The 14,518-nt window shown below is 61.3% G+C and carries 11 protein-coding genes; all 11 read left to right on the forward strand.

The window, feature by feature from the left end:
* The first annotated feature begins 140 nt into the window (after positions 1–140).
* On the forward strand, positions 141–953 hold the full coding sequence (gene nagB, locus BMAGN_RS02505) for a glucosamine-6-phosphate deaminase (RefSeq protein ID WP_022859142.1): 813 nt from the start codon (positions 141–143) through the stop codon (positions 951–953).
* Positions 954–961: 8 nt separating this feature from the next.
* Positions 962–2,212 carry an N-acetylglucosamine-6-phosphate deacetylase gene (locus BMAGN_RS02510; RefSeq protein ID WP_022859143.1) on the forward strand — a complete coding sequence of 417 codons (1,251 nt, stop codon included), beginning with the start codon at positions 962–964 and terminating at the stop codon, positions 2,210–2,212.
* Between the two features lie 257 nt (positions 2,213–2,469).
* On the forward strand, positions 2,470–4,845 hold the full coding sequence (gene pflB, locus BMAGN_RS02515; RefSeq protein ID WP_022859144.1) for a formate C-acetyltransferase: 2,376 nt from the start codon (positions 2,470–2,472) through the stop codon (positions 4,843–4,845).
* Between the two features lie 183 nt (positions 4,846–5,028).
* Positions 5,029–5,910, forward strand: coding sequence for a pyruvate formate-lyase-activating protein (gene pflA, locus BMAGN_RS02520; RefSeq protein ID WP_022859145.1), 882 nt, complete (start codon positions 5,029–5,031; stop codon positions 5,908–5,910).
* A gap of 97 nt (positions 5,911–6,007) precedes the next feature.
* Positions 6,008–7,294: an HRDC domain-containing protein gene (locus BMAGN_RS02525; protein ID WP_022859146.1), complete on the forward strand. Its 1,287-nt coding sequence runs from the start codon at positions 6,008–6,010 to the stop codon at positions 7,292–7,294.
* Between the two features lie 54 nt (positions 7,295–7,348).
* A complete protein-coding gene (gene tig, locus BMAGN_RS02530; RefSeq protein WP_022859147.1) occupies positions 7,349–8,722 on the forward strand; it encodes a trigger factor in 1,374 nt (457 codons plus the stop codon).
* Between the two features lie 88 nt (positions 8,723–8,810).
* Positions 8,811–10,184, forward strand: coding sequence for a chloride channel protein (locus BMAGN_RS02535; protein WP_022859148.1), 1,374 nt, complete (start codon positions 8,811–8,813; stop codon positions 10,182–10,184).
* The gene (locus BMAGN_RS02540) at positions 10,165–11,652 is read left to right on the forward strand and encodes a chloride channel protein (RefSeq protein ID WP_022859149.1); all 1,488 of its coding nucleotides are present in this window, start codon (positions 10,165–10,167) and stop codon (positions 11,650–11,652) included. The genes BMAGN_RS02535 and BMAGN_RS02540 overlap by 20 nt, the downstream gene beginning before the upstream one ends.
* A gap of 46 nt (positions 11,653–11,698) precedes the next feature.
* A complete protein-coding gene (locus BMAGN_RS02545) occupies positions 11,699–12,289 on the forward strand; it encodes an ATP-dependent Clp protease proteolytic subunit (protein ID WP_033510559.1) in 591 nt (196 codons plus the stop codon).
* A gap of 3 nt (positions 12,290–12,292) precedes the next feature.
* Positions 12,293–12,991, forward strand: coding sequence for an ATP-dependent Clp protease proteolytic subunit (locus BMAGN_RS02550; RefSeq protein WP_022859151.1), 699 nt, complete (start codon positions 12,293–12,295; stop codon positions 12,989–12,991).
* Positions 12,992–13,118: 127 nt separating this feature from the next.
* A complete protein-coding gene (gene clpX, locus BMAGN_RS02555) occupies positions 13,119–14,465 on the forward strand; it encodes an ATP-dependent Clp protease ATP-binding subunit ClpX (RefSeq protein WP_034250282.1) in 1,347 nt (448 codons plus the stop codon).
* The last annotated feature ends 53 nt before the right edge of the window (positions 14,466–14,518 follow it).

The following is a 14,518-nucleotide window of genomic DNA, read 5'->3' on the forward strand; positions in this document are numbered from 1 at the left end:
ATGTAAGTATCATTAACAAAAAGCATTTGTATATGGCATCCCCCATATCCATAAGACCGTCGGAGCGGTCGCCGCAACGGCGCGGTGGACGCGTGGATACAGGTACCCCGATTCCGTACGGCACATAGAAAGGCATACCGATGACCGAAGTCATTATTGTGGATGACGAACAAGAAGCCGGCGAACTGTACGCGACATGCGTGGCGGATCTCATCTCCCGCAAACCGGATGCCGTACTGGGCCTTGCCACAGGATCCAGCCCGCTGGCCGCCTATCGGGCGCTCGCCGAACGCGTGCGCGCGGACCATATCGACGTGAGCGGCGTGCGCGGCTACGCGCTGGACGAATACATCGGACTGCCGCTGGACCATCCCGAGTCCTACCACAGCACCATCGCTCGCACGGTGACGCGGCCGCTGGGTCTCAACCCGGCCCATGTGCATGTGCCCGGCGACGTGCTGGACGGCGCGCCGTTGGACGACGAGCAAGCGTTGCGCGAAGCGGGCGCACGCTATGATCGCGCCATAGAACGCGCCGGCGGCATCGACATCCAGATCCTCGGCGTCGGCACGGACGGCCATGTGGGATTCAACGAGCCCGGATCAAGCCTGTCAAGCGGCACGCGCATCAAGACGCTGGCCGAGCGGACACGCAAAGACAACGCGCGCTTCTTCGGCAACGACATCGACGCCGTGCCCACGCACTGCATCACGCAAGGCATTGGCACCATTTTGAAAGCGCGCCACCTGATCCTGCTGGCATTCGGCGCGGCCAAAGCGGAGGCCATAGAGGAAACCGTGGAAGGCGGCATCTCGTCCTTCTGCCCGGCCTCCGCGCTGCAACTGCACCCGCACGCCACGGTCATCATTGACGAGGCGGCCGCCTCAAGGCTGCGCCACAAGGACTACTACCGCTACGCCTACGAGCACAAGCCCGCGTGGCAGGGAATCTGAGGTGCGCCATGAACAACGAATCCCGAGTCCTGTGCGCGCGCAAAATCGGGGAAGCGTTGCGCCATCCCGGCGTGCCGTTCGCGATTCGCGGCGCTCGCAAAATCGACGCCAACGGCGTGCTGGATAGCGCATGGCTCGTGTCCGACGGGAGTGCGGTCACCGCGGTCGGCACGGAGCCGCACATGCTGGACGATGCGCTGCAGGAAGCCGGCGTATCCGCCGACCATGTACTGGACGCGCAAGGCGCCGTGATGACGCCCGGATATGTCGATATCCATGCGCACGGAGCGTGGGGCAGCTCGTTTGACGACGGGCCGGACGGCATCGCGATGGCGCGCGCCGGCCATATGGTGCACGGCACCACGCGGCAAGTGTTGAGCCTGATCACCAATCCGCTTGACGTGTTGTGCCGGAATCTGCGAACCGTGCGGACCGTGATGAAAGCGCGGCCCGACGTGCTGGGCTCGCATTTGGAAGGTCCCTTCCTCTCGCCGCTGCACAAGGGCGCGCACGATCCGGCCTGCCTGCTCGATCCCACGCCCGACGTGGTGGAGCGTTTGCTGGACGCCGCCGACGGGACGCTGCGCCAAATCACGCTCGCGCCCGAACTGCCGCACGGACTCAGTGCGATACGGCAATTCGCCGAGGCGGGCGTGGTACCGGCGGTGGGCCATTGCGACGCCGACTACGCCATGGCCGTGCGCGCGTTCAACGCGGGCGCAAGACTGCTGACGCACATGTTCAACGCGATGAAAGGGTTGGGGCACCGCGATCCGGGTCCCATTCCCGCGGCAGTGGAAGACCGGCGCGTGAATCTGGAAATGATCAACGACGGCTTCCACGTGCACAATCCCATGGTGCGCATGGGCTGGAATTTCGCGCCGCACCGCACGGTGTTCGTCACCGACGCGATGGCGGCCACGGATTGCCCGGACGGCCGGTACAAGCTCGGCGGTCTGGACGTGGCCGTGCATGACGGCCATGCACGTCTGGTGTCCAACGGCGCCATCGCCGGTTCCACATTGTTGCTGGAACATGCCGTGGCGCGTGCTGTGCTTGAACTGGGTGTCGCGCCCGAGCTGGCCGTGGAAGCCGCGACCTTGACGCCCGCGCGGGCGTTGCGTCTGGACATGCCCAACCGTGTGACGGGACGCCCGATCGGGTTGCTCGCCGAAGGCTACGCCGCGGACGTGCTCCTGCTTGATCCGGATTCATGGCGCGTGTGTCACGTGTGGTGCCAAGGCGTGCGCATCCGGTAAGGGTGGCCCCCTTGGGTAACCCGATAAACTGGGGCGCGGTATTGAATTTGCGACGATGCAAATCCGCTATATGTGACCTAGATTACATATGACGGATTTGGTTTGATTTGTGGCGGAATCGTGCGGATTTGAGGCTAGCAATTGTGACCAAGCTCACGCTATGAGATGCTGATTTTTACGTCGCTAGAAGCTAAACTTGAACTCAGTCAGCGACACAAAGAAGCGTCGCTTAACTAGACCCCAAAGAAGGAGTGACTATGGCATCTGCCCAGACCACCGAACTTTCGCCGGAAGCCATCAAGGAGCAGGCTTGGGAAGGATTTGTTCCGGGCCACTGGGAAGAGGACATCGACGTCCGTGACTTCATTCAGAAGAACTACACCCCGTACGAGGGTGACGAGTCGTTCCTCGCCAATGCAACCGACAAGACGAAGCACCTGTGGGAGTACCTCGACAACAACTACCTCGCGGTAGAGCGCAAGCAGCGCGTGTACGACGTCGACACCCACACCCCGGCCGACGTGGACGCGTTCCCGGCCGGCTACATCGATTCCCCGGAAGTCGACGACGTGATCGTCGGTCTGCAGACCGACGTTCCTTGCAAGCGCGCCATGATGCCAAACGGTGGTTGGCGCATGGTTGAGCAGGCTATCAAGGAAGCCGGCAAGGAAGTCGACCCGGAGATCAAGAAGATCTTCACGAAGTACCGCAAGACCCACAATGACGGCGTTTTCGGCGTGTACACGAAGAACATCAAGGTCGCCCGCCACAACAAGATCCTCACGGGTCTGCCGGACGCCTACGGCCGCGGCCGCATCATCGGCGACTACCGCCGTGTGGCCCTGTACGGCGTGGATATGCTCATCAAGTTCAAGCAGCGTGACAAGGACGCCGTCCCGTACCGCAACGACTTCACCGAGACGGAAATTGAGCACTGGATCCGCTACCGCGAAGAGCATGACGAGCAGATCAAGGCCCTGAAGAAGCTCATCAACCTGGGCAAGGAATACGGCCTCGACCTGGCCCGCCCGGCCATGAACGCCAAGGAAGCCGTGCAGTGGACCTACATGGGCTACCTCGCTTCCATCAAGAGCCAGGACGGCGCCGCCATGAGCTTCGGCCGCGTGTCCACGTTCTTCGACTGCTACTTCGAGCGCGACCTGAAGAAGGGCCTGATCACCGAGGAAGACGCTCAGGAGATCATCGACAATCTCGTCATGAAGCTGCGCATTGTGCGCTTCCTGCGTACCCAGGATTACGACGCGATCTTCTCGGGCGACCCGTACTGGGCCACCTGGTCCGACGCCGGCTTCGGCGACGACGGCCGTACGCTCGTGACCAAGACCTCGTTCCGTCTGCTCAACACGCTGACGCTCGAGCACCTTGGACCGGGACCGGAACCGAACATCACGATCTTCTGGGATCCGAAGCTGCCGGAAGGCTACAAGCGCTTCTGCGCCAAGACCTCCATCGACACCTCGGCCATCCAGTACGAGTCCGACAAGGAAATCCGCAGCCACTGGGGCGACGACGCGGCCATCGCTTGCTGCGTGTCCCCGATGCGTGTGGGCAAGCAGATGCAGTTCTTCGCGGCTCGCGTGAACTCGGCCAAGGCCCTGCTGTACGCGATCAACGGCGGCCGTGACGAAATGACGGGCATGCAGGTGATCGACAAGGGCGTGATCGAGCCGATCCAGCCCGAAGCTGACGGCACGCTCGATTACGAGAAGGTCAAGGCCAACTACGAGAAGGCTCTCGAATGGCTGTCCGAGACCTACGTCGAAGCGCTGAACATCATCCACTACATGCACGATAAGTACGCGTACGAAGCCATCGAAATGGCCCTGCACGACCGCGAGGTCTACCGTACGCTGGGTTGCGGCATGTCCGGCCTGTCCATCGCCGCCGACTCGCTGTCCGCATGCAAGTACGCCAAGGTGTATCCGATCTACAACAAGGACGTCAAGGACATGCCGGGCCACGAGTACGAGTACGTCGAGGGCGCCGATGACGACCTGATCGTCGGCTACCGCACCGACGGCGAATTCCCGCTCTACGGCAACGACGACGATCGCGCCGACGACATCGCCAAGTGGATTGTGTCCACGGTCATGGGCCAGGTCAAGCGCCTGCCGGTCTACCGCGGCGCCGTCCCGACGCAGTCGATCCTGACGATCACGTCCAACGTGGAGTACGGCAAGAACACGGGTTCCTTCCCGTCCGGCCACAAAAAGGGCACCCCGTACGCACCGGGCGCCAACCCGGAGAACGGCATGGATTCCCACGGCATGCTGCCGTCCATGTTCTCCGTAGGCAAGATCGATTACAACGACGCCCTCGACGGCATCTCGTTGACGAACACGATCACGCCTGACGGCCTGGGCCGCGACGAGGACGAGCGTATCGGCAACCTCGTGGGCATTCTGGACGCCGGCAACGGCCACGGCCTGTACCACGCCAACATCAACGTGTTGCGCAAGGAACAGCTCGAGGACGCCGTCGAGCACCCGGAGAAGTACCCGCACCTGACGGTCCGCGTTTCGGGCTACGCCGTGAACTTCGTGAAGCTCACGAAGGAACAGCAGCTCGACGTGATCTCTCGTACGTTCCACCAGGGAGCGGTCAGCGACTGATCCGCGGGTAACATGTGGGGTTTCGCCCATGCGCAAGCTCCACAGGTAAACGCATAGACGGGACGGGGCGATTGTTCGCCTCGTCCCGTTTGTCATACCGGCGCTACCCAGAGCGAACAGGGCAAAGGGGCCCGGAAGAATTTGATAGCGTCGCATTAGCAAGCAACATATTTGGGGGTCGTTATGGGCACATCCACGGAATTTCGTTCCACCACGCGCCACATGCTCAAGGAATCGAAAGAGTATGCCAGCCAAACCTTGATGGGCGGTCTTTCAGGATTCGAATCGCCGATCGGGCTGGACCGCAGGGACCGCATCCGCGCCCTGCGCACGGGAGACATCGGATTCGTACATTCGTGGGACATCAACACGTCGGTGGACGGTCCGGGCACACGCATGACGGTATTCATGAGCGGCTGTCCGCTCAGGTGCCTGTACTGCCAGAACCCCGATACGTGGAAAATGCGCGACGGCAAGCCCGTGACGCTGGACGCCATGGTCAAAAAAATCGAACGGTACAAGGACCTGTTCACGGCCACCAAGGGCGGTATCACGTTCTCGGGCGGCGAGTCGATGATGCAGGCGAAATTTGTTTCACGCGTGTTCCACGCCGCAAAGGAAATGGGCGTGCACACGTGCCTCGACACTTCCGGATTCCTGAACAAGGACTATACGGACGAGATGATCGAAGACATCGACCTGTGCCTGCTGGATGTCAAATCGGGCGACGAGGAAACCTACCGCAAGGTGACGGGCGGCACATTGGCGCCGACCATCGAATTCGGCAAGCGCCTCGCCAAAGCCGGCAAGCGCATCTGGGTCCGCTTCGTGCTCGTGCCAGGTCTTACCAGCAGCGAGGAAAACGTGGAAAACGTGGCGCGCATCTGCGAGCAGTTCAAGGACAGCGTCGACCACATCGACGTGCTGCCGTTCCACCAGCTGGGCCGCGCCAAGTGGCACGAATTGCGCCTGCCTTACCCACTTGAGGACCAGAAAGGTCCCGACAAGGAGATGCGCAAGCGCGTGAAAGAACAGTTCGAGTCCCACGGATTCGTGGTGTACTAAATCCGGACGGTGCCCCCACCTGCGCCTGCGCGCGCTCGTTGTCTGGCTGCAGCGCCATGCTTAAAGCGAGTAAGTTTGCCTCATCTAGGAGTGTGTTGTGGACAACGAGCCCGTGTTGCAATCCGAACCACGGCAGGGAGTTCCCGATGTGATCGACACATTGGAAGAATTCGAGCAAATGTGTGAGTCGTATGCGCAGGCCACCGGCCCATTGGCGGCGGACGCCGAGCGTGCGAGCGGATACCGCTACAGCCACGAGGACTGGCTCGTCCAGTTCAAGCGTGAAGGCGCGTCGATTGCGCTTGTGGATCCTGTCGCGTTGGGCAAGCAAGGCGCCGACTGGGACGAATTCAACCAGGCGATAGGGGACGCGCCGTGGATTTTGCACGACGCACGTCAGGACCTGCCGGGATTCGCGCAGCTGGGCATGAAACCGCGCCAATTGTTCGACACCGAGGTGGCGGCCCGCATTCTTGGATTGCACCGCTTCGGCCTGGCGTTCGTGACGGCGCACTATTTGGGCATCACCTTGGCCAAAGAGCATTCCGCGGCGGACTGGTCGTACCGGCCATTGCCGCGCGACTGGCGCAATTACGCCGCGCTGGACGTGGAATTGCTGATCGAGTTGCGCCAAGCCATGGTCGAGGATCTGCGCCGCCAAGGCAAGCTCGAATGGGCCCACGAAGAATTCGCCTACGTGCTTGAGGAAGGATTGCAGCCGCCCCAAGGCCACGCCGTGCCTTGGATGCACGTGTCGCATATCAACGACCTGCACGGCAACCGCCGCAGTCTGGCCGTCGTCAAGGCGCTCTGGGAAAAACGCGACGAACTGGCGCGCCATTACGACATTGCGCCAAGCCTGCTATTGTCCGATTCGGCCATCATCGAGGCCGCCCAGCGCAAACCGCACAACGCGCGCCAGTTCTGTGCCATCCGCAGCCTCAACGAGCGCGTGCGCATGAACCGCGGCAACGAACAGGACAAAATGTTCGAGCGCTACGCGCCCATTCAGCGTCGAGTGAAGCCGAATGTGTGGAAAACGGTAATCCAGGAAGCCCTTGACATGCCCGAAAGCCAGTGGCCCTCGCCGCCTGCGCAAGACGTGGACGATGCCCATACGAACGCGCCCAAATCCATGAAGTACTGGCGCGACCACCATCCCGACCGTTTCGCCCGGCTCAAGGCCGCCAAGGCCGTGATGGCACAAATCTCGCAGGATACGCATACTCCTGTCGACATCCTGCTTAAGCCGCAGATTTTGCGCAACTTGTATTGGACCGACGATCCGCGCGAACGCGACATAGTACAATTCCTCCAAGAGCAGGGGGCACGCGCATGGCAAATTCAATTGTGCGCCGCGTCGTTAAGTCGCGTTACTATATGACAGTTGCCTTTAGGGCAGAAGATTACGAAATAGTTATCTGTAGGAGCGCACAACGTGAAAATTAGCGTTAGGAACCTCGAGCCGACCAAGGCTAAGCTCACCATTACCGTCGATCGCGACGAGTTCGAACCATACCTCGAAGAGGCCCGCAAGGAGATCGCTAAGCAGATCACCGTTCCTGGCTTCCGCAAGGGTCACGTGCCGGGCAAGGTTGTAGATCAGCGCGTTGGTTTTGCCGCTGTCGCAGGCGAGGCCATCAACAAGGCCGTCCCGGAGTTCTACTCCAAGGCTGTTGAAGAAAAGAACACCCACCCGATGGACACGCCGGCTGTGGAAGTCGTGGACATTCCGGAATCCGCCAACGACGACACGAAGTTGAAGTTCACGGCCACGGTGGAACACCGTCCTGACTTCGAGCTGCCGAGCCTCGACGACATGACGATCGACGTTGAGAAGACCGAGATCTCCGACGACGACGTGAACAACCGTCTCGAAATGCTGCGCAAGCGTTTCGGCACGCTGACCGGTGTGGATCGTCCGGCCGCCAACGGCGACTTCGTGAACATCGATCTCGACGCCACGATCGACGGCGAGTCCGTGGACGCCCAGGAAGGCGTGAGCTACGAACTCGGCTCCGGCACCATGCTTGACGGCATCGACGAGGCCCTCGAAGGCCTGTCCGCCGGCGAAGAGACCACCTTCGAGTCCACGCTGGCCGGTGGCGAGCACGCTGGCGAGAAGGCTCAGGTCAAGGTGAAGGTCAACTCCGTGAAGGCTGAAGAGCTGCCGGAACTCGACGACGACTTCGCTCAGGAAGCTTCCGAGTTCGACACGCTTGACGAGCTCAAGGAAGACATCCGCAAGGCCGCCGCTCAGGACGCCAAGGGCCGCCAGGCCACCGCCGCCCGCGACGCGTTCATCGCCCGCATCGAAGAGGGTCTCGAGATCCCGGTGCCGAAGGCCATCAAGAACAACCTCGTGGAGCAGCAGCTCAAGGGCATTGAGAAGCCGACCTCCGAGCAGAAGAAGGAAGCCGAAGAGCGCGTGGAGAAGGATCTGCGCGACCAGATGGTGCTCGACGCCCTCGCCGAAGCCCTGGACGTCCAGGTGTCCCAGGCCGACGTGTTCAACTTCCTCGCTTCCATCGCCCAGCAGTACGGCATGGATCCGAACGCTTTCATCAGCGCCATCATGAAGAACGGCCAGATCGGCTCCGCCGTTGAAGAAGTGGCTCGTTCCAAGGGCATGCTCGCCGGCATGCGCAAGGTCAAGTTCACCACCGACGGTGAAGAACTCGACCTGACCGAGTTCCTCGGCTCCGACGAAGCCGCCAACGAAGCGGAAATCGCCGAAGACGAAGACGAGACCGTGGCCGCAGCCGCCGCTGCCGCCGCCGTCGCCGACGACATGGCAAAGGATGCCGAGTGATTCGGTAACCGCTAAATCCTCGTGATTTATACCAGCCTCCGACTGTAATGGTCGGAGGCTTTTTCATATCGCCCGAAGGAGAAGGACCATGGCGCAATTGCGCGAAGAACAACTCGATCAGGCGCTCGACCATAAGGACGCCGGACATTTCGACAATGACGAACTGCAACCCGGCGACGCGCCCAACGACGAACTTGCCGCACCGCTTCCATTGCGGTTCCGTTCCCGACAATGGTCGCTATTGGCCAGTGTGGTGCTGCTTGGCATTGGCATTGGCGTATGTGCGGGATTCCTGACGCTGATGTTGTATGCGGTGGAACATACGGCATTGGGGTTCGTGGAATCTCCTGAGCTTCCCGGGCCGTTCGAGACGGACTGGCGCCGTCGCGCCATTTCCGCGATCGTGGGCGCCACGATCGCCGCCGTGCTGTGGTGGTTGCTGCGTACCAAAAGCAAACGCGTACCGTCGGTAAAACAGGCCGTGGGCGGCGCATTGATGCCCGTATGGCAAACCGTGGTGCATGTGTTGCTACAGATTTTCATTGTGGGCACGGGCCTGTCCGTGGGCCGAGAAGTGGCGCCGCGCGAACTTGGCGCCATGTTCGGCCAACGGTTGAGCCGTTGGATGCGCCTGAACGATCTGGACATGCGCACGATTGTGGCCGTGACCGCGGGCGCGGGTCTCGCCGGCGTCTATGACGCGCCGTTGGCCGGCGCGTTTTTCACGATCGAAATTCTGCTCGTGGACGTCACATTGGAAAAGGTCGCGTTGTCATTCATCTGCTCCTCGCTCGCCGCATGGGTCGCAACGCTGATCAAAGGCTCGCATGTGTTTTACGTGATCGGCCATGTGGACGCCCATTTCTCGCCCGACCTCATGCTGTTCGCCATCCCGGCCGGCCTCGTGCTGGGCGTGTGCGGAGGACTGTTCCGTCGTGGCTCGAAATGGGCCGAATCCCACAAGGCGTCCGGCAACATGATTTTGTGGATGCTGCCTTTGGCCGGCGTGGTCACGGGAGTGGTGGCCATCTGGGTGCCGCAGGTCATGGGCAACGGCCGCGCCACGGCGCAAATGGGGTTTGGCGGGGCTCCCGTCATGTCGCTTATCCCGTTGCTGCTGCTTTCCTTCGCCGCCAAGGCTGTGGTCACGTTGCTGACGATCCGTTCGGGCGCGTCGGGCGGTGTGCTCACGCCGGGCATCGCGCTGGGTGCGTCCATGGGCTGCATACTCGGCATTCTGTGGATGCAATTCGCCGGCACGAATTCCATCGGCGTGTATGCGCTGCTGGGCGCTTGCGCATTGCTGTCCGCGTCGCAGAACGCGCCGCTTATGGCCATGTCGCTTGTCATGGAACTGACGCAGGCCCCTTCCAACCTGTTCGTGCCTGTCGCATTCATCAGCATGATCGCGGTGTTGGCCTCTCGTATTATTTTGAGGAACCATGACACACGAAAGGCCTGATACCGCTTCCTCCGACGATTCCGAGGACTCCCAACGCTGGCGCGAACGGGATGACGCGCCTAAGACGCGCCCTTCCGTAGGACCGGCCGACCCGAGCCACGCTGCGGGACATTTCGACAACGATTTGCTCCAACCTGGACAGGCCGTACCCGTCCATCTGGATCCGGAGCGCCGTCCCACCATCGAGCGTCTGGCCACCATGGTCGTGTGCTGCACGGTTGTTGGCGCCATCATTGGCGTATGTACGGCGATCATGTCGTTCGTGCTCTATGCGGTGGAAGCGTGGTCGCTCGGCTACAAGGAAACCACGTCCATGCCAGGCCCCTACACGGTGGACTGGCGCCGGCGCATCATTTCCCTCGTTATCGCGGCCATTATCGCGGCCATCATCTGGTATCTGCTGCGCAAGCGCTATCATCGCGTGCCGTCCGTGGAACAGGCGTTACATGGCGCGTTGATGCCGTGGTGGCAGACGGCCGTGCACGTCATGTTGCAGATTTGCATTATCGGCGCCGGCATGTCGCTGGGCCGCGAGGCCGGACCGCGCCAGCTGGGCGCCATGATCGGCCAGCGCGCCGGGCTCATCTCGCGCCTGAACAAACGCGACTTGTATACGCTGGTGTCCATTGGCGCGGGCGCGGGCATTGCCGGCGTCTACAACGCGCCGCTGGCGGGCGCCGTGTTCGCCATCGAAATTCTGATGATGGACCTGTCGCTGGAAAAAATCACCTGCGCGCTATTGTGCTCGGGCATGTCGGCATGGGTATGCACGCTGTTCACGGGCACGCACACGTTCTATGTGATGGGACAGGTGGATCCCACGTTTTCGCCCGACCTCATGCTGTTCGCCATTCCCGCGGGTTTTGTGTGCGGTGTGTGCGGCGGACTGTTCCGCAAGGGGTCCAAGTGGGCCGAACAGAACAAGGTGCAGGGCAAAAAGATTTTGTGGACGTTGCCGCTGGCCGGCCTGGCCACGGGCGTGCTGGCCATCTGGCTGCCCGAAGTCATGGGCAACGGCCGCGCCGTAGCTCAGCTCGGATTCGCCAGCAGCGCCACCATGGCCATGCTGCCGCTGATTCTGCTGTCATTTATCGCCAAGGGCGTGATGACGCTGTTGACGATCCGTTCGGGCGCCTCGGGCGGCGTGCTGTCCCCGGCCATCGCATTGGGCGCGTCCATGGGATGCGCGCTGGGCATCATATGGATGCAGTTCGCGCATACGAATTCGATCGGCGTCTACGCATTGCTGGGCGCCGCGGCCCTGTTGGGGGCGTCCGAACAGGCTCCGCTCATGGCCATGTGCCTGGCGATGGAGATCACGTCGGCGCCCATGAACCTGTTTGTGCCCGTATGCGTGATCATGGCCGTCTCCATGCTTTCTTCACGGCTTACTTTGCCAAAAGTTGATCGAGTAAGGAATACAATCGCACACAGGTCGTTTGAAGAAGGTAGTGTGTTCGATGATTAGTAACGAAGGAGACAAGGTGAGCAATCTTGTAACGCCTCGGCCAGTGATGGCGGGCGAAGACATGCCGGCCGGCCCCACCGATCCGATTTTCAATCGCCTGCTGCGCGATCGCATCATCTGGATGGGCGAGGAAGTCAAGGACGAGATGGCCAACCGCATTTGCGCGCAAATGCTCATGCTGGCCGCCGAAGATCCGAAGAAGGACATTTGGCTTTACATCAATTCCCCGGGCGGCTCCATTACCGCGGGCATGGCGATTTACGACACCATGCAGCTTATTGAGCCGGACGTGGCCACGGTGGGCATCGGCATGTGCGCGTCCATGGGCCAGTTCCTGCTGAGCTCGGGCACGAAGGGCAAGCGTTTCCTTACCTCGCACGCCCGCGTGCTCATGCACCAGCCTTCCGGCGGCATTGGCGGCACCACCACCGACGTGCGCATCAGCGCGGAACTCATTATGAACATGAAGAAGACGCTTGCCGAGCTGACCGCCGAGCAGACGGGCCATACGGTGGAAGAAATCTACCGCGACAACGAGTATGACCACTGGTTCACGGCCCAGGAAGCGCTCGAGTACGGTTTTGTGGACAAGCTCGTGTCCACGCCGGACACCATGCAGGCGAAGGAAGGGGAGTGACCCATGGCATCGCAAGAAGCACAGTTTATTGAGCGCGCGGAGCGTTTGGCGGGTCCCCGCGGCGTTATGGGATTCCAGCGCGCCGCCGACCGTATGCCGATGGCGCCCCAGAACCGCTATGTGGTCCCGGAGTTCGAAGAGAAGACGCCATACGGCTACAAGCGCCAGAACCCGTACACGCGCCTGTTTGACGACCGCATCATTTGGCTCGGCGTGCAGGTGGACGACACGTCCGCGGACGACATCATGGCCCAGCTGCTCGTGCTCGAAAGCCTCGACCCGAACCGCGACGTGATGATGTACATCAACTCTCCGGGCGGTTCCATGACGGCCATGACGGCCATTTACGACACGATGCAGTACATCCAGCCCGATGTGCAGACGGTGTGCCTCGGTCAGGCCGCGTCCGCCGCCGCCATCCTGTTGGCAGCCGGCACCAAGGGCAAGCGCCTGATCCTGCCGAACGCGCGCGTGCTGATCCATCAGCCCGCCATCGACCAAGGCTTCGGCAAGGCCACGGAAATCGAAATCCAGGCCAAGGAAATGCTGCGCATGCGCGAATGGTTGGAGAACACGCTCGCCAAGCACACGGGCCAGCCGATTGAACGCATCCGCAAGGATATTGAAGTGGACACGTTCCTGACGGCCCAGGAGGCCAAGGAATACGGCGTGGTGGACGAAGTCCTCGAGCACCGTTCCTGATCCTCGCGATCCGACTGGATCAAACCCATGTTGAGAGCCACGGCGTTATGCCGTGGCTTTTGCATATATACTGAACAGACAGGGAACAAAGGCGTGAGGTTTGCGCGCACACGAGGATGCCGGTGGTATGGGACGAGTCATTAGCTATAACGATGGAATGCAACATTGCGCATTTTGCGGCAAATCCGAGCATGAAGTGCGCAAATTGGTGGCCGGCGCGGGGGTGGCCATTTGCGACTCCTGCATCGCGCTGTGCGTGGATATTGTGGTCCAGGAGGACCGTCCGGAAGAATATGTCGACGAGCAGCGCCCGTTGGCCACGCCCATGCAAATTTTCGAAGCGCTCAACCGGCGTGTGGTGGGGCAGGAGGAAGCCAAACGTACGCTGTCGGTGGCCGTATACAACCATTTCAAGCGCGTCCGCATGGAAGAGTCGGACAATTCCAAATTCCGCGATCTGCAGCAGCGGCTGGAACGCAACGGTTACCGCGATTCGGCGCGTGACAGCGAGGATGTGGCCACGCACGACGATCTTGAACAGGTGAGCGTCGCCAAATCGAACATTCTTCTGCTCGGCCCCACGGGAGTGGGCAAAACGTATCTCGCGCAGACGCTGGCCCGCATCATGGACGTGCCGTTCGTGATCACGGACGCTACTACGCTCACGCAGGCCGGGTATGTGGGCGACGATGTGGAAACGATGCTGCAACGGCTGCTGGCCGCTGCCGACGGCGACATCGAGCGCGCGCAGCACGGCATCATCTATATTGACGAGATCGACAAAATCGCGCGCAAAAGCGGCGAGAACACGTCGCTGACACGTGACGTGTCCGGAGAAGGCGTGCAACAGGCGCTGCTGAAAATTTTGGAAGGATGCGTCGCGTCGGTTCCCGTGGAAGGGTCGCGCAAGCACAAGGAACTCGAGACGGTCAGCATCGACACGAAAGACATCCTGTTCATTTGCGCAGGTGCGTTCGTGGGGCTCGACCAGATCGTGGCGCGCCGCTGCGGCACGCGCGAGAGCGGATTCTCGGCTTCCTGGAAAACGCAGCCGATAGATGAGCGCGAGCTGCTCAACCAAGTCACGGCCGACGATTTGACGGAATTCGGACTGCTGTCGGAATTCGTGGGCCGTCTTCCCGTGATGAGCGCGCTCCATGAGCTGACGCGGGATGATCTCGTGCGCATCCTTACGCAGCCCGACAACGCGCTCGTCAAGCAGTACCGCAAACTGTTCGCGATGGACGGTGTGGATCTGCTGTTCACGGACGAGGCCGTGGAGGCGATTGCGGAACTGTCGATCGAGCGGCGCACGGGTGCGCGCGGACTGCGTTCCATTATCGAACGGATTCTCGAAGACGTCATGTTCCAGCTGCCCAGTTTGAGCGACGCGGCCGAAGTGATCGTGGATGAGGACGCCGTACGCGGGCGACACGCCGTACAAATAATTTATGACGATCACCAGCCTCATTAAGCGTGATTTCGGGCCGTCCGCAGTTTTCGTTGGGGCTGCGGAAAAATGCACGC

It is taken from the genome of Bifidobacterium magnum, assembly GCF_000741255.1.
In the GTDB taxonomy this organism is placed as follows: Bacteria; Actinomycetota; Actinomycetes; order Actinomycetales; family Bifidobacteriaceae; genus Bifidobacterium; species Bifidobacterium magnum.